This is a genomic window from Bordetella muralis (genome assembly GCF_965139205.1).
Taxonomy (GTDB): domain Bacteria; phylum Pseudomonadota; class Gammaproteobacteria; order Burkholderiales; family Burkholderiaceae_B; genus Bordetella_A; species Bordetella_A muralis.
Genome location: NZ_CBCSIU010000002.1, coordinates 81,605 through 100,423, shown reverse-complemented (window position 1 = coordinate 100,423; position 18,819 = coordinate 81,605). Strand labels below are relative to the sequence as shown.

The 18,819-nt window shown below is 60.0% G+C and carries 15 protein-coding genes; 7 read left to right on the top strand and 8 right to left on the bottom strand.

The window, feature by feature from the left end; translation table 11 throughout:
* Positions 1-75: 75 nt before the first annotated feature.
* From ACNA0I_RS04815 to ACNA0I_RS04785, 7 genes are all read right to left on the bottom strand, one after another.
* On the bottom strand, positions 76-1,680 hold the full coding sequence (locus ACNA0I_RS04815) for an ABC-F family ATPase (RefSeq protein WP_415804926.1): 1,605 nt from the start codon (positions 1,678-1,680) through the stop codon (positions 76-78).
* A gap of 128 nt (positions 1,681-1,808) precedes the next feature.
* Complete coding sequence (locus ACNA0I_RS04810) at positions 1,809-2,603, bottom strand: SDR family NAD(P)-dependent oxidoreductase (protein WP_415804925.1); 795 nt, start codon at positions 2,601-2,603, stop codon at positions 1,809-1,811.
* 124 nt (positions 2,604-2,727) lie between these two features.
* Entirely contained in the window at positions 2,728-3,228 is a 501-nt protein-coding gene (locus tag ACNA0I_RS04805; RefSeq protein WP_415804924.1) for a Dps family protein, read from the bottom strand.
* A 107-nt stretch (positions 3,229-3,335) separates the two neighbouring features.
* A complete protein-coding gene (locus tag ACNA0I_RS04800; protein ID WP_415804923.1) occupies positions 3,336-4,283 on the bottom strand; it encodes a LysR substrate-binding domain-containing protein in 948 nt (315 codons plus the stop codon).
* A gap of 127 nt (positions 4,284-4,410) precedes the next feature.
* Complete coding sequence (gene recG / locus ACNA0I_RS04795) at positions 4,411-6,426, bottom strand: ATP-dependent DNA helicase RecG (protein ID WP_415805269.1); 2,016 nt, start codon at positions 6,424-6,426, stop codon at positions 4,411-4,413.
* Positions 6,427-6,614: 188 nt separating this feature from the next.
* A complete protein-coding gene (locus ACNA0I_RS04790; protein ID WP_415804921.1) occupies positions 6,615-7,004 on the bottom strand; it encodes a Rid family detoxifying hydrolase in 390 nt (129 codons plus the stop codon).
* 187 nt (positions 7,005-7,191) lie between these two features.
* Positions 7,192-8,085 carry a LysR family transcriptional regulator gene (locus ACNA0I_RS04785; protein WP_415804920.1) on the bottom strand — a complete coding sequence of 298 codons (894 nt, stop codon included), beginning with the start codon at positions 8,083-8,085 and terminating at the stop codon, positions 7,192-7,194.
* 188 nt (positions 8,086-8,273) lie between these two features.
* Here ACNA0I_RS04785 and ACNA0I_RS04780 point away from each other — a divergent pair, with 188 nt between their 5' ends.
* The 4 genes from ACNA0I_RS04780 (at position 8,274) to ACNA0I_RS04765 (ending at position 13,728) form a co-directional block, all read left to right on the top strand.
* Positions 8,274-9,629, top strand: coding sequence for an acyclic terpene utilization AtuA family protein (locus ACNA0I_RS04780; RefSeq protein WP_415804919.1), 1,356 nt, complete (start codon positions 8,274-8,276; stop codon positions 9,627-9,629).
* Positions 9,626-10,033 (top strand): AtuA-related protein, encoded by a 408-nt coding sequence (locus ACNA0I_RS04775; RefSeq protein WP_415804918.1) that lies wholly within the window; start codon positions 9,626-9,628, stop codon positions 10,031-10,033. The genes ACNA0I_RS04780 and ACNA0I_RS04775 overlap by 4 nt, the downstream gene beginning before the upstream one ends.
* A gap of 144 nt (positions 10,034-10,177) precedes the next feature.
* Entirely contained in the window at positions 10,178-11,140 is a 963-nt protein-coding gene (locus ACNA0I_RS04770) for a Bug family tripartite tricarboxylate transporter substrate binding protein (protein ID WP_415804917.1), read from the top strand.
* Positions 11,141-11,349: 209 nt separating this feature from the next.
* Complete coding sequence (locus ACNA0I_RS04765; protein ID WP_415804916.1) at positions 11,350-13,728, top strand: ankyrin repeat domain-containing protein; 2,379 nt, start codon at positions 11,350-11,352, stop codon at positions 13,726-13,728.
* A gap of 103 nt (positions 13,729-13,831) precedes the next feature.
* Here the strand turns inward: ACNA0I_RS04765 and ACNA0I_RS04760 are convergent, their stop codons facing one another.
* Complete coding sequence (locus ACNA0I_RS04760) at positions 13,832-14,608, bottom strand: ferredoxin--NADP reductase (RefSeq protein ID WP_415804915.1); 777 nt, start codon at positions 14,606-14,608, stop codon at positions 13,832-13,834.
* 369 nt (positions 14,609-14,977) lie between these two features.
* Between ACNA0I_RS04760 and ACNA0I_RS04755 the strand changes: the two genes are divergently transcribed.
* The 3 genes from ACNA0I_RS04755 to ACNA0I_RS04745 all read left to right on the top strand — a co-directional run bounded on the left by ACNA0I_RS04755 (position 14,978) and on the right by ACNA0I_RS04745 (position 18,735).
* Positions 14,978-16,018 (top strand): Fe(3+) ABC transporter substrate-binding protein, encoded by a 1,041-nt coding sequence (locus ACNA0I_RS04755; RefSeq protein WP_415804914.1) that lies wholly within the window; start codon positions 14,978-14,980, stop codon positions 16,016-16,018.
* Between the two features lie 264 nt (positions 16,019-16,282).
* The gene (locus tag ACNA0I_RS04750) at positions 16,283-17,953 is read left to right on the top strand and encodes an ABC transporter permease (protein ID WP_415804913.1); all 1,671 of its coding nucleotides are present in this window, start codon (positions 16,283-16,285) and stop codon (positions 17,951-17,953) included.
* Positions 17,954-17,955: 2 nt separating this feature from the next.
* The gene (locus tag ACNA0I_RS04745) at positions 17,956-18,735 is read left to right on the top strand and encodes an ABC transporter ATP-binding protein (RefSeq protein WP_415804912.1); all 780 of its coding nucleotides are present in this window, start codon (positions 17,956-17,958) and stop codon (positions 18,733-18,735) included.
* The last annotated feature ends 84 nt before the right edge of the window (positions 18,736-18,819 follow it).

Sequence of the window (18,819 nt, the reverse complement as noted above, 5' to 3'; positions counted from 1 at the left end):
GGATAGCGAATCCAGGCGCGGGGTTCTCTTTTTAGAGTGCTGCGGTATGTCCTCGGCGGTGTTCCCGGCGCGGGATCAGCCCTCGATGCCACGCGAGGACAGGTAGTCCTCGTAGCCGCCACGGTAGTCGACGATCTCGCCATCAGGCAGGACTTCGATGATGCGTGTCGCCAGGCCAGACACGAACTCGCGATCGTGCGACACAAAAATCAGGGTGCCCTGGTATTTCTCGAGCGCGAACTGCAACGACTCGATGGATTCCATATCCAAGTGGTTGGTGGGCTCGTCGAGCAGCATTACGTTATGGCGACCCAGCATCAAGCGGCCAAAAGTCATGCGGTTTTTTTCGCCGCCTGACAAGACCTTGGGCGCTTTGGGCAAATCATCCGCCGAAAACAGCAAGCGGCCCAGCACGGAGCGAATGGATTGATCGTCATCGCCTGGTTGGCGGTAGTCGCTCATCCAATCAAACAAATTGATATCCGTTTGTTGGAATTGATCGGACACGTCCTGCGCCATGTAGCCGAGATCGGCGTTATCCGACCATTTCAGCGAGCCCGAATCCGCTGCCAGATCGCCTGCCAACATGCGCAACAGCGTCGTTTTACCCACACCGTTCGCGCCGATAATCGCAATCTTTTCGCCTGCGTCGATCATCGCGGAGAAATCGCGGATGACCGGCGCATCGTAGGACTTGGAGAGCTTTTCAATGGTCGCCGCCAAGCGGTGCATGACCTTGTTCTGCTCGAATCGAATGTAGGGGTTTTGGCGCGACGAAGGTTTGACCACGACCTGTTCGGCCTTGATACGGTCAATCTGCTTCAGACGCGAGGTGGCCTGGCGGGACTTGGACTTGTTGGCGGCAAAGCGGCGCACAAAGTCCTGCAGTTCGGCCACACGCTCTTTGGCCTTGGCATTGTTGGCGACCAAACGCTCGCGCGCCTGGGTCGAGGCCAGCATATAGTCGTCATAGTTACCCGGATAAATGCGGATCTCGCCATAATCCAGGTCGGCCATGTGAGTGCAGACCTGGTTCAGGAAGTGACGATCGTGACTGATGATGATCATCGTGCTCTGATAGCCGTTGAGCACATTTTCCAGCCAGCGGATCGTGTTGATATCCAGGTTGTTGGTCGGTTCGTCGAGCAGCAGCACGTCAGGATTCGAGAACAGCGCCTGCGCCAGCAGCACACGCAGTTTCCAGCCCGGCGCGATCTCGCGCATGGGCAGTTGATGCTGGTCTACCGCGAATTCCAGGCCCAATAGCAGTTCGCCCGCGCGCGCCTCGGCGGTGTAGCCATCGTACTCGGCGAACTTGGCCTCGAGCTCGGCCGCACGCATGTAATCGTCCTCGGTCGCCTCAGGATTCGCGTAGATCGCATCGCGCTCGGTCATGGCGGCCCACATTTCGGTATGGCCCATCATGACGACGTCCAAGACGCGCAGGTCTTCGAAAGCAAACTGATCCTGGCGCAGCTTGCCCAGGCGCACGCCGGGTTCGAGCGAAACGTTACCTGCGGACGACTCCAGGTCGCCGCCGATGATTTTCATAAAGGTCGACTTGCCCGAGCCGTTGGCCCCGATCAAACCATAGCGGTTGCCTTCCCCGAACTTGACACTGACGTTCTCGAAAAGGGGTTTGGGACCGAATTGGATAGTGAGATTGGCGGTAGATATCACGGCTTTGTATAGGGGAAGACGCCCGCGAAAAGCGCGAGGCTAAACCGGATAGTGTACCAATTCCGCGTTACCGGCGCTCTCGCACGCCAGATGGCGCGCACTAGGCCGAAACCCTACACGGGCGAGCGTCAGCCGCGATAGCCCAACCGTTGAAGTATCCACCCCGACACAGCCGGATGGATAATGGACAGCAGAAAACAGCCCAAATTCAGGGGAAACGGAAAACTGATGCGCGCGCGGTTGCGGGTGAGGCCCCGCCGGATGACGCGAGCCGCCTTGGCGGCAGGCCACAAAAAGGGTTTGGGGCCGGGCATGTCGAAGCACATTTGCGATTCGACGTAGCCGGGCATGATGACATTGACCTTGACCCCCTGCCCGGCCAAGAGATCGCGCATCGCCTCGCCGTAGACTTTGACAGCCGCTTTGCTGGCGCTGTAGCTAGGGGTCTCGGGAAGGCCCCGCCACGCAGCGAGCGAGCTGATCAAGGCAATCTGCCCACTACGACGCGCCAGCATCGCCGGCAAACTGGCATGCAGGGTGGCCATGGCGGCCTTGATATTGACATCGAAAAGACGATGCATATCGTCCCAGCTTTCACTCTGTTGTTGGGGGCCGGTATTAATGTTGACGCCGGCGTTGGCGATCACCAGATCGGGGGCTTCGGTTTGACCGATCTGCATCAGCCACTGCCGCAGCGCGTCGTGGTCCCGTACATCCAGTTCGTGCACGATCACGCGCACGCCCATGGCGCCGCAATCCTGAGCCAACTCATCCAGGCGCTGACGATTGCGCCCCTGCAGGATCAATGTCTTTGTACCGGCACGGGCGTATTCCAGCGCCAATGCGCCACCGATCCCCCCTGTCGCACCGGTGATCAGGACAGACGCGGGAACATTAGCGGATAAGCCGGATGATTGAGTCATGCAGACGAGTAGATGGGTAAAGGACAAAAGGCGCCAGAGCAATCACGCGATGGCATGAATCAAAACGACACCGGCCTCTCTGGTGAGAAGCCGGCGTCATTGACTATGGAACGCAAGATCACGATTACTCGAGCAAGCTGCGCAACATCCAGGCGTTCTTTTCGTGGATGTCCATGCGTTGGGTCAACAAGTCAGCGGTGGGCTGATCGTTGGCGCTGTCGGCCTTGTCAAAGGCGGCGCGAGCGGTTTTCGAGACGGCTTCGTTGCCTTTGACCAGCAGGCGTACCATCTCCAGAGCATTGGGCACGTCGGCCGGCTCGGAAATAGAAGACAGCTTGGCGAACTCGCGATAGGTGCCCGGCGCATGGACGCCCAACGCACGAATACGCTCGGCGATATCGTCCAGCGCAGCCCATTCCTCGGAATACTGCGTCATGAACATCTGATGCAGCGTGTTGAACAGCGGGCCCGTAACGTTCCAGTGGAAATTGTGGGTCATCAGATACAGCGTGTAGGAATCTGCCAGCACCTTGGAGAGCTCGGCCGCGATTGCCTCGCGGTCTTTGTCCGAAATGCCGATATTGATGCGAACAGCGGCGGTACTACTTGCTTTGGACTTTGCCATGTAGTGCTCCTCGTGCAGGTTGTAGACGGAATAAGAATACCACTGGATTGATATAGATTGTTTATAGCCTGAGAGCCCTGCTCAAGCTCTCGCAAAACTGAAAAATATCAACTTTCTACCGCAGTCTCGTGATCCAACATGGTCACGCCCGGCAATCCACATTCGTAGACGGCTTGGGCCAGCGCTTCGATGGCGGCCAGACGCGGGAAACTGCGGCGCCACGCCAGCACCACGCGCCGCTCTGGCGGACGACCCTCAAAAGGCAAATAGCGCAATAGTGCTTTGGGCGGCGGGGATTCAGGAATGGCGGTCACCGGCAGGACGGTCACGCCTATGCCGGCCGCGACCATATGACGGATGGTCTCTAACGACGATCCCTCAAAAGTCCGCTGAATACCGTCGCTCGCGGCAGAAAAGCGCGAGAGTTCGGGGCAGACTTCCAAGACCTGATCGCGGAAACAGTGGCCCGTGCCCAGCAGCAGCATGGTCTGCTGTTTCAGGTCTTCGGAACTGATGGCTTCTCGGTCGGCCCACTCATGATCGCGCGGCACCGCGACGATAAAGGGTTCATCGTAAAGCGGTTGCGTGATCAACCCCGCCTCGGGCAAAGGCAATGCCATGATGGCGCAATCGATTTCCCCTTGCCGCAGCAGCTCGACGAGACGCAAGGTAAAGTTTTCTTGCAGCAGTAATGGCATCTGCGGCGTACGGGCAATCTGCGTCGGCACCAGATGCGGCAACAGATACGGCCCGATCGTGTGAATCACGCCGACGCGCAGCGGCCCGGCCAGCGGATCATGGCCTTGACGGGCGATTTCCTTGATGCTGGCACTTTCCTCGAGCACCTTTTGCGCCTGGGTCACGATGCGCTGACCGATAGCGGTCACGCCGACTTCGACGCCACCACGTTCGAACAGCGTCACGCCCAACTCATCCTCCAGTTTGCGAATCGCCACGGACAAGGTGGGCTGACTCACGAAGCAGGCTTCGGCCGCACGGCCAAAATGCCGTTCGCGTGCGACGGCGACGATGTATTTGAGTTCAGTCAGAGTCATCTTCTGCTCCGGGAAACCGCGGCATTCGTACCGGGAAGGAAAGGGGCGATGTTTGCCCTGAGGCGGGCCAGCCGACAAAAGCGAAGCATGAAAGATTGCATGGCGCAAAGGATTTGCATAGGTAGGCTCAGGTCCGCAGAAAGTCTTCGCGTCCACGCATCCAGCGTGCCAAGTGCGCCGCCACCGCGTCGGGATGATCGGCACGCAGCCATGCGGCGGCCTCGCGCGCCTGCTCGGCAATACCGACATCGCTTTCGAGATCGGCAAATCGCAAGAGCGCCATACCCGATTGGCGCGTGCCGAGAAACTCGCCCGGGCCACGCAGTTCCAGATCGCGGCGCGCGATTTCGAAACCGTCATTGGTCTCGAACATGGCCCGCAGCCGTTGGCGCGCAATCTGCGACAGCGGCGTCTGATAGAGCAGCACGCAAACGGACTCGGCACTGCCCCGCCCTACCCGGCCACGTAACTGATGCAATTGCGCCAAGCCAAAACGCTCGGCGTGTTCGATCACCATGAGCGATGCCTTGGGCACGTCCACACCGACCTCGATGACGGTCGTGGCCACGAGCAAATCGATATCGCCATCGCGAAAGGCCTGCATGACCGCGGCCTTTTCGGTTTGCGCCAGGCGGCCATGCACCATGCCAATCCGCAAGTCGGGCAGATCCGCGCACATGGCGTCGTACGTGTCGACAGCGGTTTGCAGTTGCAGAGCTTCGCTTTCCTCGACCAGCGGGCAGACCCAATACGCCTGCTGCCCCTGACGTACAGCGTTGGCGATATGCGCGATGACCTCCTCGCGGCGATTGTCGGACACGAGCTTGGTCACCACAGGCGTGCGGCCTGGCGGCAGCTCGTCAATGACGGATACGTCCAGATCGGCAAAAAAAGTCATCGCCAAGGTACGCGGAATCGGCGTAGCGCTCATGTTGAGCTGATGCGGGATCGTGGGAATCTGTTCTGCTTGATCAGGCGAGACCTCGCCTTTACGCGTCAAGGCCAATCGCTGACCCACGCCAAAGCGATGCTGCTCATCCACGATAGACAGACCTAGACGCTGAAACTCGACATGATCCTGAATCAGCGCCTGTGTGCCGACCAACAGTTGAATACTGCCGTCGGCCGCGCCGGCGGCGGATTCGCGCCGGGCCTTTGCCGTCTGGCTGCCGCTCAGCCATGCGACGTTCACACCCAAAGGCTGCAGCCATGACACCAGCTTATGGAAATGCTGTTCAGCCAGGATTTCTGTGGGCGCCATCAATGCCACCTGAGCGCCGCAGGCAATGGCCTGAGCGGCTGCGACAGCGGCGACCACGGTCTTGCCGCTGCCGACATCGCCCTGCAATAGACGATGCATCGGATACGGCTGTGCCAGGTCGGCCGAGATTTCCTTGATGACGCGCTGTTGTGCCGCGGTCAGGGTAAATGGCAATGCTCGATACAGGCGCGCGACCAAATCGGCAGCGTCGGAGGGACTGGCCTGTAGAGGCAATGGCACAGCCCGAATGCTGCGTCTCGCCGCGCGCGCAGCGGCCAGCGACAACTGCTGAGCGAGCAATTCGTCAAATTTGATGCGGTGCCAGGCAGGATGGCCACGTTCGATCAGGTCTTGCTCGGATACGCCAGGCGGTGGCGCATGCAAGAGGCGGATGGCTGGCGCAAACGGCATCAGCGTGTAACGTTGCAGGGCTTCGTCGGGCAGCGTATCGCTCAGATCCGCCTGATCGAGGGCCTGGGCAATGGCCTTGCGTAATGAAGGCTGGGTCAGCCCTTCTGTGCTGGGATAAACCGGGGTCAACGCCTCGGGCAAGGCGGCATCAGCACTGGTCATGCGCGGATGCACCATCTCGCGTCCAAACAGACCGCCGCGCACCTCGCCCCGGGCACGCAGACGGCGGCCCGGCGTCAGTTGTTTTTGCTGGCTGGGATAAAAATTCAGCCAGCGCAATTGCAGTTCGCCGCTATCGTCTGCCATCACGGCAGTCAACTGGCGGCGTGGACGAAACAACACCTCGCTACGCAGGATTTCGCCCTCGACCTGCGCAGGCGCACCGGGGCGCAGCGAACCGATCGGAACAATGCGCGTCTCGTCCTCGTAACGCAGCGGCAGGTGCAAGATACAGTCGTTAGGCGTGACCAGGCCGAGGCTATGCAGCTTGCGCTGCACATCGGTCAGCGACCGGGCCGGCCCCGATTTGGCGCCGGATTTCGTTTCGGGCCGCACGCTGGCCGCGCTATCGGCAGCCGCATCCACACCGGCACGCTTGAGCGCACCGGTACGATTGCGGGCAGCAGCAGTCGCCGGCATATGCGAGAAAATCAGGCGCCTTAGGCCAGAACCAGAATCGCCTCCACCTCGAATTGCGCGCCTTTAGGCAGGCTGGCCACACCGACCGTCGAACGGGCCGGGAACGGCTGCGGGATCAATTCGGCCATGATGGCGTTGGCGGCGGTGAATTTGTTCAGGTCAGTCAGGAACAAGGTCAATTTGACGATGTCGTTCAGCGTCCCGCCTGCCTCCTGGATGACCGCGGTCATGTTCATAAAAGCCTGGCGCACCTGAGCGTCGAAGTTTTCCGACACGAGATCGCCCGTACCCGGTTCCAGGCCAATCTGGCCAGACAGATAGACCGTCTTGGTACCGGTCACGGCAACGGCCTGCGAATAAGGACCAACGGCGGCCGGGGCCGCATCGGTATGGATGATTTGCTTGCTCATGAGCCGGATCCTTGAAGAATAATCGATCGTAATACTGGACTATTGAAGTTTAAACGGCAATAGGTATTTGCGAAAGCGAGGCGGACCACGTTGAGCCGCCCGGCTGACTCGGACATTGTCGACAGCGATATGACAAGAATAGTGGCGTTCGCCGCTTTTTGGCTAATTTGGCTTGATGTGGGCGCCATCAAACTCCCAATTCATTCACGTGCTCTCGCAGCAGGTCATACAGCGTTTGGGCAGCGACCGACAAGGCGCGGCCTTCGCGGCGCACGAGGTACAACGGTCGTGTCAAGGGTTTCCCTGCGAGGGGCTTGATCGCCAACTGGTCGCGCTGAAAATGAAACAGCGTCATGGCGGGAACCACGCTGATGCCCATACCGGCCAGGACCAGCCCGGTTACCGTGGCCAGATGCTCGACTTCGAGCAGGGGCTGGGGCGATTTCGGCCCGAGGGCCTCGTCGAGATAGCGGCGCACGCTGCTGCCGCGCGCCAATTGAATCAAGGGCCAGCGCGCGAGATCACGCAGACGGACCTCATCGCGTCCGGCCAAAGGATGATCCTTTCGGCAAACGAGGAAAAACCTATCGGCATGGAGAAATTCGCTCTCCAGGTCGGTCATATCTGCCCGTTGCGCCGCGACGGCGAAATCCGCCGCACCACTTTGCACCATATCCAGGCACGGATCCAGCAGAGCGTCGCGCAATTGCAAGGTGATCCCCGGATAGTCCTGATGAAAACGGGCCAATAGCGCTGGCAGCCACCCGGCGGCCAATGACGGCAAGGCGGCGATAGTGACGTGCCCGCGGCGGCGCGCGGCGTAATCGCGCAGATCCTCGACGACAAGATCGAGCTCGCCCAACAATCGACGCGCGGACGCATCCATCACCCTGCCCTCGGCCGTCAGTTCCACGTTACGGGTGTTGCGATCGAACAGACGCACCCCGGCTGCGTCCTCCAGTGTGCGGATGAGCGCACTGAACGCCGGCTGGGTCAGATGGCAACGCTGCGCGGCGCGAGTGAAATGCTTTTCATCGGCCAGGGCCACGAATGCGCGAAGTTGGCGGGTAGACAGATTCATAGAAATATTGGATGAATCGATCTTTTATTTCTATTTCACTTATTAAGCAAGCCTACCTATAGTGAGCGCCATCGGCTGCATGCCATGCCAGAGGCGCGATGGTCTCACCGTCATCAACGACGACAGCTCATCGCGACGCTGCTTTGCACGATGGCCGCACAAGAACGACAACTCATACCGGGACAAACATGACGGCTGCACCCTTTTTGATCGGCTGTGCCACCGGCTTTTCTGGCGACCGCACGGACGGGGCATTGCCCATCGTGCACGCGCTGGCCGCGCGCGGTGGGGGCACGCTGATTTTCGAAACACTGGCCGAGCGGACACTTGCACTGGCCCAGTTGGCGCGCAACGCCGATCCGGAACGCGGCTATGAACCGTTGCTGGACGACTTACTGAACCCCATCCTGGCACACTGCCTGCGGCACGACGTGCACATCGTCAGTAATTTCGGGGCCGCGAACCCGCCTGCGGCGGCGCGTCGAATTGCTGAACTGGCGCGCGCGCAGGGGCTGCCGGCGCCGCGCATTGCTGTCGTGCACGGCGACGCATTGACGGCGCCAGCGCAACATGACTTGTTGCGCGAACGCCTGGGTCCTGCCTTTGACAGCATGGATGTCGTCAGCGCGACGGCTTATCTCGGTGCAAATGAGATTGCTGCCGCATTGCGCGAAGGCGCGCACATTGTTGTGGCCGGACGGGTGGCGGACCCCTCATTGACCTTGGGCCCCGCTTTGGCGCATTACGGCTGGGCAGAGGACGATTGGGCGCGATTAGGCCGCGCGACGATGGCGGGCCATATGCTCGAATGCGGCACGCAAGTCACAGGCGGTTATTTTTGCGTGCCAGGGCTCAAAGACGTGCCGGATATCTATACAGCGGGCTATCCGATCGCAGAGATCGATGCCGATGGCGGGTTCGTGATTACGAAGCCTGACGGCACCGGAGGCGTGGTTGACGCGCGCACGGTAAAAGAACAATTACTTTACGAGGTACATGATCCGGCGCGGTACTTGACGCCGGACGTCATCGCGGACTTGAGCCAAGCCCGCGTCCAACCGATTGGCCCCGATCGCGTAGCCGTCACAGGCATTACCGGCCACCCACGCCCTGACGAACTGAAGGTCAACGTATGTCACCGCGGCGGCTGGCTGGCCGAAGCCGAGATTTCCTATGCAGGCGTGCAAGCCGAGGCGCGCGCCCGTCTCGCGGCGGACATGGTGCAAAAGCGCCTGGGCTCGGCGTTGAAAGTGCGTATGGATTTGATTGGCGTGGTCAGTATTCTGGGAGACGACAACGGTGGCATGTTGTCCGCGCGATCGCTCGGACACGCTCGCGACGTGCGCTTGAGATTGGCCGCCGAACACACGGACGCAAGCACGGCGGAACGATTGCTGCGCGAAGTGACTGCGCTCTATTGCTGCGGCCCTGCAGGAGGCGGCGGCGTCCGGACCTCGCTGCGGCCGCGGTTGAATATGGTGTCCTGCACGATTCCACGAGATGCAGTGGCAAGCGGCTGGACGATGCTGGAGGCGCAACAATGACTTCCATACTGTCTGCCAACCCGCCCGCCGCCACGGTCTCGGTACCGCTCTATCGGCTGGCGCACAGCCGCTCTGGCGACAAGGGCAATATTTCCAATCTCAGCCTGATTGCCTGGGATGAGGCGTGCTACGACGTGCTCGTCGAACAGGTCACGGACATGCGCGTGGCGCAATGGTTTGATTATCGCCATCCGACTCGCGTCACACGCTATGAGATTCCGACGCTGCAGGCCATGAATTTCGTGCTGGAGGGGGTTCTGGACGGCGGCGTGAACGACGCACTGAATCTGGACACACACGGCAAGAGCCTGTCGTTTCATCTGCTGGATCTGCCGGTCGAGGTCAGTGTAGAACTGGCGCGACGTCTGCCCGACGTGCCTGGCGACGCTTTATCGACGGCATAACCGGTGGCCTGGCCTGGCCTGGCCAGGGCCTTAACCCACCTCGGCGGTGTCTGCGGCAATGCTTTGTTGTCCACGCACCTGCCGCTTTCTGCAGCAACACACGTTTCACCACAAACCACTTAACAACAACACACGGAGACTACGATGCGCTTGACCCCTTTACGCATGATTGCCGCACTATGCACTGCCTTGCCCTTGACGGTAGCGGCCCAAAACTTCCCGAGTAAACCCATCACGTTCATCGTGCCCTTTGCCGCAGGCAGCGCCACCGACCAGATCGGCCGCGCCATCGGTCAAGGCGTCACCGAACAGACCGGGCAATCGGTGGTCATCGAAAACCGGGCTGGCGCCAGCGCGATGATCGGTGCGCAAGCCGGCGCCCGGGCTCCCGCTGACGGCTATACGGTACTGATCACTACCAACACCACGCACGCCGCCAATGAACATTTGTACAAAAGCCTGCCCTACGATCCGGTGAAGGATTTTTCGCCGGTCACCTTATTGGGTAAAGGCGGCCAGATCATGGTGATCAACCCTTCGTCGTCCGCAAAAACGGTGGGCGACTTTCTCGCGCTGGCCAAGCAGTCGCCGGGCAAGCTGAGTTTTGGCAGCGGCAGCTCCAGCAGCCGCATCGCGGGCGAGTTGCTGCAGCAGATGGCCGATATCAAACTGCTGCATGTCCCCTACAAAAGCAATCCCTTGGCCGTGACCGATTTGTTGGGTGGCCAGATCGACATGATGATCACCGACACCGCCACCGGCCTGCCGCAAGTCGCCTCGGGCAAACTGCGCGCACTCGGGTTCACCGGCAGCGAGCGTTCTCCTCTCGCTCCGGATCTGCCCACCATCTCGGAGGCCGGTGTCCCCGGATATGAAATGGGCTATTGGTTCGCCGCCTACGTCCCCGATGGCACTCCCGATGACGTCGTCGCCAGACTGCACGACCTGTTGGCCAAAGCCACAGAAGGCAAAGCCGCCAAACATTTCTACGAATCCACCGGCACCGCGCCCGCCACCTCGACACCGAAAGAACTCGCCGAGTTCCAGCACGCTGAGTCAAAGAAATGGGGCGAGATCATTCATAAGGCGGGGATTACGCCGGAATAATCCAGCCGGCAACGTGTCAGAGGCGGGCCAACGCATAACGACCGTAAACGAACAAGGTGCGCAGCGGCCGTGCGTGCGATGGGCGATGGGCGATGGGCGATGGGCGATGGGCGATGGGCNATGGGCAATGGGCAATGGGCAGACAAATGTCTGCCCATTTGCTTGTGGCTGAACACCGCAGGAGGGATATCGGCAGTCCGGAACGAAACATGATGCTTCGTTACTTACATAGCCAAGCCGCCCTCACGCAAACGCTCACCATGGAATCTGGCGGCAGTCCGGCGGCTGCTCTAGGAGATGCCGCACCGCGTTTGCCCTTCGAGTACCGTCCTATGCCGAACGACATTCATCTTTCTCAGAATCTGACCAGCTTAATGCCGGTCGATCACCCGCCCGCCAATCCCGCCCCGTCGGAAGCTGGCGGGCGATTGCTGCAGGCCATACAGACAGACGACTTGGAGACGTTCTATGCGCTGTTTAACGACGATACGGCAGATTTCGGGCAAGAGTACTACGAGAACCATGAGAATGCCCTCCATATTGCCGTAAAGTCTGGCAGCCATGCCGTCGCGATAGCGTTGGCTGAGATGTCCCATGAGATGGACCTGGATCTCCTTGACGGCCGGGACGATGCCGGATACACGCCGATCATGTATGCAGCCCAATCCGAAACCGACGACGTTGAACTGATCAACGCGTTGCTCAATTCTGGGGCTAGAGCCGGTCTGGACGAAGCCCTGAAATTCGCCGCACAGCGAGGTCACGTGGGGATGGTGGCACGCCTGATCGACAGTGACGTTGATTCAGTCCAAGTCCTGGCCGAAATCGCTCAACACGATTCCAGCGACGGCGGCGTGAGCGCTGCGAAGCTGTTGATATCAACGGGAGCAGATGCGACCAACGCATTGATCTACGCGTCTGAAAAAGGTTGGCGCACTGCGGAATCCGCGTTGCTCATGCTCGGCGCCAACGGCTCAGCTGCTTTAGTGTCAGTGGCGACGCAGGAGGCAATCAGAGGAACTTCCTCCATGTTCACCTTCGGCGGCACGAACCGCCTGATTGCCATGGGCGCCGACGCCGCCACCGCGCTGATTCAGTTAGCACAGAGTCCCCGTAGCGAAGTCAATAGCAAGGCGGCACGCGTCTTGATCGGAGCAGATCGGGACCCCGGCTCTTACTACGAACCCACTCCTGCCGAGGGGATTGCGCTGTCGCGGCTAATACGAAGCAGAGACACTGCGGCGTTGCAAATGTGGATTCCACTGCGTCCCGCTGTCCTCATTAGCGAGTTGGCAAAAGCGGGGGAAGTCGGCACACTAAAACCATTCATCGCCTCTCACCCAGACATAAGCGAACAAATCCTGCAGCGGGCTATCGAAGGCAAGAATCTGTTGCTTGCGAAAACAATGGTCGCCGCCGGCACGTCGACCTCAACGTTAATACACTCGCTGCCCGTCCACAGGGACAACCTGCCTGCATTACGCTTGGCAATCCTAGCCGGCGCCCCACGTTCCGGCCTGCCGGAGGAGGCCAGAGCAGACTTCGCCAAAAGGGAAATAAGGGTCTCGCAGTATTCACCTACCCAGAGACAGGCCGCGCTTCTGTCTGCCTTGTGGTGGAATGACGTAGGGGATGTCGCGATTTTGCTCAACACAAAGGTCGATGTCGGGGACGCGCTGAGGAAGCTGCGTGAAGATGCCAATTACCGGGGACTGAGGACATTGTTCGCCTCGGGATTACGCACGTCTGACGTGATGCTCGAAAGCGTGCGCGCGGGGGACATGAGGACCGCAAAATTCATGACCGAGAGCCGGGAGACCGATGCATCGACCGAAGTTCTCCGCGAGCTGATTGCATACGACCAACGGGAGCCAGCACGCGCGCTCCTTGGCCTGTTGAATGACAGAGGCCGGCAAGCCCTGACACACGCAGCAGCGAGTGACGATATCCCATTCGCCGTAGCCCTCATGGAACTAGGCGCCGATGGGCCAGGCGCCTTAATCGAATTGTTGAGCGACCAACACCGTGCAGCAGCACTCAGACTGATCGCTGCAGGGGTAAATATTCATACGACCCTGACGAAAACGGCCGAGATGTATACAGGGACCACACGAGATAACGTCGTGAGAGATCTCGTGACAGCCGGCGCGGATTGGCTCGTTGCACTACAACAGGCGAGTGAGCTTGACGATAAAGAAGCTATAAAGTCGCTAGCCACACGAGCTGAGCTAGGCCAAAAAATGGTGTGGGTGCTGGATCACGAAACGATGGCTACTGAGGAAAAAACGGAATGGCTGCGACTGATGATTCAGTCCGGGGTGCCGACCGACACCCTAGCAGCGACACTCGCCGAAAACGCAAAAAATGCCGGAAAATTGAGATTATTAACGGCCGCGGGAATGCGCACAGACGACCTCTTGGTGCAGATGTCCAAGCAAGGCAATCGCATAGACGCAAGGAACCTCATCCTCGGCGGTGGAAATTACATCGAGGCAATGAGATCGCTGCGGGCCGACAACCAACACCAAGCAATAACCGTGTTGGGCTTAGCGCTGACGGAGGCCAGGGATAGGATGATGGCGCCGTAGCGAGATTGGTTCACTACGCCGTCAGTCAAGCAAAGGGCATGCATCTCGTGATGCATGCCCTTTTTCATTGCATATCATAGACGGCGACACGGCCGCTCGCGCATTATTTTTCGACGAATGCGCGCTCGACCACGTAGTCGCCCGGCTCGCCTACGCCCGGTGAAACCTGGAAACCGCGAGAGTCCAGCATCGCACTGATGTCGGCCAGCATGTGAGGGCTGCCGCAGAGCATGGCGCGGTCGGTTTCGGGGTTGATCTGCGGCAGGCCGACATCGGCGCAGAGCTTGCCATTTTCGATCAACTGCGTGATGCGGCCCTGGTTGCGGAACGGCTCGCGCGTGACGGTGGGATAGTAGATGAGCTTGTCGCGCACCACATCGCCAAAGAACTCGTTGTTGGGCAGCTCGTTTTCGATGAATTCGGCGTAGGCCAGCTCGCTGACCCAACGCACGCCGTGCACCAGGACGACTTTTTCGAATCGCTCGTAGACGTCGGGGTCTTTGATGATGCTCATGAAGGGCGCCAGGCCGGTGCCTGTGCCGAACAGGAACAGGTTTTTGCCGGGCTTGAGGTCGTCGACGATCAACGTACCCACCGGTTTACGGCTGACGAGGATGGAATCGCCCTCTTTCAGGTGCTGCAAACGAGAGGTCAAGGGGCCGTCCTGGACCTTGATGCTCAGGAATTCGAGGTTTTCCTCGTAGTTGGCACTGGCGATGCTGTAGGCGCGCATCAGGGGCTTGCCTTCGACTTCCAGGCCAATCATGACAAAGTGGCCGTTGTGGAAACGCAAGGCCGAGTCACGCGTGGTGGTAAAGGAGAAAAGCGTATCGTTCCAGTGGCGCACGCTGAGTACGCGTTCGGTATTAAAAGCTGCCATGTCGTTGAAAAAGTGCAACGCACCAGGTGCGCCGAGTGAATTTCCGCGCTGTGCAAAAGGCTTGCAATAAGCTGGCGCGGGGCTCAGGGTTTTCCCGATTTTACCAAGACTACTTGATAACTCATCTCATTATTCCGTAATTCTCTTATAACTTTTTGGTAGAACCCCGGTTCAAGCCCGGAAACAGGGCTGTAGCTGACGCTAAGTTGAATGGTTGGGCGGTTCCTGGTATTGTCGCACCCACTTGATAATAATTTTCGTTAACGGGTTCTGCCCTGCCCGGCGCCACGCTCGGCCCGGGTCGAGCGGTGCCCGAGACAAACGGCATTTCAGCCAACTATTTAACGCTATATCGGAGCCTGGCCCTCTATGTCGACCCGACGCTTTTCCTTGTCCCCCCTCTTTGGCGCGCTGGCGCTCGCGGGCGCCGTGCTCGCCACGCCGGCCAATGCGGCCGAAGAAGTCAGCCTGTACACCACGCGCGAACCCAAATTGATCCAGCCGATGCTGGATGCCTTTACCAAGGAAACGGGCATCAAGGTCAACACGGTCTTTGTGAAAGACGGGCTGCTCGAGCGCGTCAAGGCCGAGGGCGCACAATCGCCAGCGGATGTGCTGATGACGGTCGATATCGGCAACCTGATCGATCTGGTCGACGGCGGGATTACGCAAGCAGTCCAGTCGGAAACGCTGAACAAGGTCATTCCGGCAAATCTGCGCGGTGCGGATGGCAAATGGTATGCGCTGTCGCTGCGCGACCGTGTGCTATATGTGGCCAATGACGTCAAGCTGGACAGTTTCCACTACGAAGACCTGGCCGATGCGCAATGGAAAAACAAGGTCTGCATCCGCTCGGGCCAGCACCCGTACAACACCGGCCTGGTTGCGGCGATGATCGCGCATGACGGGGCCGAGGCAACGGAAAAATGGCTGCGTGGGGTCAAGGCCAACTTGGCGCGCAAGGCTGCAGGCGGCGATCGTGACGTGGCGCGCGACATTCTGGGCGGGATTTGCGATATCGGTATCGCCAACGCCTACTACGTCGGCCATATGAAAAACGCCGAACCCGGTACCGACGCCCGCAAATGGGGCGACGCGATCAAGGTGGTGCGCCCGACATTCAAGAATGGCGGCGACGGCACGCACGTGAACATCAGCGGCGCGGCCGTTGCGGCACATGCCCCGCAAAAGGAAAACGCGGTCAAACTGCTGGAGTTCCTGGTTTCCGAGCCGGCACAAGCCCTGTACGCGCGCGCCAACTACGAATATCCCATCCGTCCCGGCGTGACGCTGGACCCCGTGGTGGCGAGTTTTGGCGAACTGAAGATCGATTCGCTGCCGGTGGCGGAAATCGCAAAGCATCGCAAGCAAGCCAGCGAGCTGGTGGATAAGGTCGGGTTCGATAATTAAACGGTATTGAGGTAATAGGCTGAATCAAACATGATGCAGGGCCGGGGCTGAACGACACACCATCGCCGGCCCTGTTACGGCACCAGCGGTATATCCGAATCATGTCTAACCGGTCTGAGACCTAATCAATCATCACGCCAGCACTGCCCGTTTCCGTGGCGAGTCAGCAATCCGTGTCAGGCACCGCAAGGGGCCTGACATTTGCTTTTTTCACCGGACGGCGATAACGCCGCCGGTGCAGCGTGAGGGTCTTTTTTTCTTAGTATGCAAACTGATTCTTTGCCGCGCCCCTGGCGACTACGCGGCCCCGAGCGCGGAGCGGGATGGCTGCTGGGCGCAGTCCTGATCGCATTCGCCGTGTTGCTGCCTCTGGGGGCGTTGGCGTGGCAGGCCCTGGACGCCGATCTGTCGCACTGGTCGCACTTGGCGACATACGTCCTGCCTCAGGCGCTGGCCAATACCGCCATGTTGCTGCTGGGCGTCGGGATATTGGTCACGATGCTGGGCACCGGCGCGGCCTGGCTGGTCACCGCGTACGATTTTCCCACCAGGCGGATATTGACATGGGCGCTGCTGCTGCCCCTGGCAGTGCCCACCTACATTATCGCGTTTGCCTATCTGGACTTGCTGCATCCGATCGGGCCGATTCAGACGGCGATACGTACGATACTGGGCTATGACAGCCCGCGGGATTTTCGCTTGCCGGATTTGCGCTCGATTTACGGTGCCATTTTTGTCCTGGGTTTCGTGCTGTACCCGTATGTTTACTTGAGCACGCGTGTGATGTTCATGACGCAAGCCGCGAGCCTGCTCGAGGCGGCACGTACGCTGGGCGCGGGTAAAGTCGGTGTCTTTGTCCGCGTCGCCCTGCCCCTGGCGCGCCCTGCGATCGCGGTGGGTGCCAGTCTGGCCTTGCTGGAAACGCTGAACGATATCGGCGCATCCGAGTTTTTGGGCGTGCAGACGCTGACGGTGTCGGTGTACACGACGTGGGTGACACGCTCGGACCTGGCAAGCGCAGCGCAGATCGCGTTGACGATGTTGGCCATCGTGGTGGGGCTGATTTTGCTGGAACGCCACGGCCGCAAACGGCAACGTTACGCCAACACACAGCGCATGCGGCCCATGCAGGCGCGGCGCTTGCGTGGCAGCGCCGCGTTGCTGGCCATCGTGCTGGGCTGGGTTCCGGTGTTGCTGGGGTTTATCGCGCCGGCCTGGTATCTGGTGGTAGAGACGTCCAAGCGCCTGCATCTCGTGGGCGGCGTGTCTGATCAGTTGATCAATGGCCTGACCAACACGGTCACGGTCGCGTTTGCAGCGACAGTCGTCACGCTGGGCTGCGGGCTGATCGTGGCGTGGGCGGGACGGACGCTACGGGAAAGTGCACGACTGAATCCGGGCCGTGCATGCGCCCGGATTGCCAGTCTCGGTTATGCCGTACCCGGGACCGTGTTGGCGATCGGTTTGCTGATGCCGTTTACCTGGATCGATCGTCAACTGGGCTCGGTGTTTGGTACGCAGGGTTTGCTGCTAATGGGATCGACAGGTGCGCTGGTATGCGCCTATACCATGCGTTTTCTGGCGATTTCGGTGGGCGGGATCGAAGCCGGCCTGTCGCGCATTCCGCCCTCTTTGGAGCAAGCCTCGCGATTGCTGGGTGAAAATGCGAGCGGGACGCTGCGCCGGGTCCATTTGCCCTTGCTCAAGCCGGCGTTGGCCACCGCGGCGTTGCTGGTGTTTGTCGATACGATGAAAGAACTGCCGGCCACACTGCTGTTGCGGCCGCTGAATTTCGAGACGCTGGCGACGTGGCTTTATGCGGAAGCCGCACGCGGCACGTACGAGGAAGGCGCCGTCGCGGCCTTGGCCATCGTGGTCGCGGGCCTCGTGCCGGTGATTTTGCTGGCACGTACTAATTTGAAAATGGGACATTGAACGTGGCCGATTTGCTTGAACTCGACCGCATCCGCCTGGCCTACGATACGCCGCAAGGCCTGCGCCCGGTGGTGCAGGATCTGTCGCTGGCGCTGCCGGCGGGCCATATTGGTTGTTTGCTGGGCCAGTCCGGCTGCGGCAAGACCACGATTTTGCGCGCCATCGCGGGCTTTGAGCCGGTGCGCGCCGGGCATATTGCACTGGACGGCACCATCATTTCATCCGAGTCCGTGCTAGTCGCACCGGAACACCGCCGTGTAGGAATGATGTTCCAGGATTACGCGCTGTTCCCCCATCTGACGGCCGCAGAAAATGTGGCGTTTGGGCTGCGCAAGCTGATGAACAAGGCCCAGCGTGCGGCGCGCGTCAAGGAAATGCTGGATCTGGTCGGTCTGTCGGCAGCGGCCGATAGCTATCCGCACGAGATTTCCGGAGGACAGCAGCAGCGTGTGGCGCTGGCCCGTGCGCTGGCGCCCTCGCCTGATCTCTTGCTGCTGGACGAGCCGTTTTCCAATCTGGATGTGGATACGCGCGAGCGCCTGGCGTTCGAGGTGCGCGATATTCTCAAATCCACGGGCCACACCGCCATTCTCGTCACCCATAACCAGGCCGAAGCCTTCGCCATTGCCGATCGCATCGGCGTCATGAGCGAAGGCAAGGTGGTGCAATGGGATACCCCTTATAACCTGCATCACCGCCCTGCGACGGATTTTGTACGGGATTTTGTGCGACGCGAGGCCTTGGTGGAGCAGCGGCAGCAAGCATACGCGCGCGGGCGTTGATGCGCGTTTTCATGTTCCCGTAGACAGCATCGTTGCGCAACGCATGTGCGCCCTCACCGAGAGGGTAACGGCGGNNGCNGNGGG

Excerpts from the sequence above, each read along its gene's own strand:
- ACNA0I_RS04785 (WP_415804920.1), bottom strand. The coding sequence starts at position 8,085 with ATGAATCTGTCTACCCGCCAACTTCGCGCATTCGTGGCCCTGGCCGAT.
- ACNA0I_RS04800 (WP_415804923.1), bottom strand. The coding sequence starts at position 4,283 with ATGACTCTGACTGAACTCAAATACATCGTCGCCGTCGCACGCGAACGG.
- ACNA0I_RS04765 (WP_415804916.1), top strand. The coding sequence starts at position 11,350 with ATGATGCTTCGTTACTTACATAGCCAAGCCGCCCTCACGCAAACGCTC.
- ACNA0I_RS04775 (WP_415804918.1), top strand. The coding sequence starts at position 9,626 with ATGACTTCCATACTGTCTGCCAACCCGCCCGCCGCCACGGTCTCGGTA.
- ACNA0I_RS04805 (WP_415804924.1), bottom strand. The coding sequence starts at position 3,228 with ATGGCAAAGTCCAAAGCAAGTAGTACCGCCGCTGTTCGCATCAATATC.
- ACNA0I_RS04760 (WP_415804915.1), bottom strand. The coding sequence starts at position 14,608 with ATGGCAGCTTTTAATACCGAACGCGTACTCAGCGTGCGCCACTGGAAC.
- ACNA0I_RS04780 (WP_415804919.1), top strand. The coding sequence starts at position 8,274 with ATGACGGCTGCACCCTTTTTGATCGGCTGTGCCACCGGCTTTTCTGGC.
- ACNA0I_RS04750 (WP_415804913.1), top strand. The coding sequence starts at position 16,283 with ATGCAAACTGATTCTTTGCCGCGCCCCTGGCGACTACGCGGCCCCGAG.
- ACNA0I_RS04755 (WP_415804914.1), top strand. The coding sequence starts at position 14,978 with ATGTCGACCCGACGCTTTTCCTTGTCCCCCCTCTTTGGCGCGCTGGCG.
- ACNA0I_RS04810 (WP_415804925.1), bottom strand. The coding sequence starts at position 2,603 with ATGACTCAATCATCCGGCTTATCCGCTAATGTTCCCGCGTCTGTCCTG.
- ACNA0I_RS04770 (WP_415804917.1), top strand. The coding sequence starts at position 10,178 with ATGCGCTTGACCCCTTTACGCATGATTGCCGCACTATGCACTGCCTTG.
- ACNA0I_RS04790 (WP_415804921.1), bottom strand. The coding sequence starts at position 7,004 with ATGAGCAAGCAAATCATCCATACCGATGCGGCCCCGGCCGCCGTTGGT.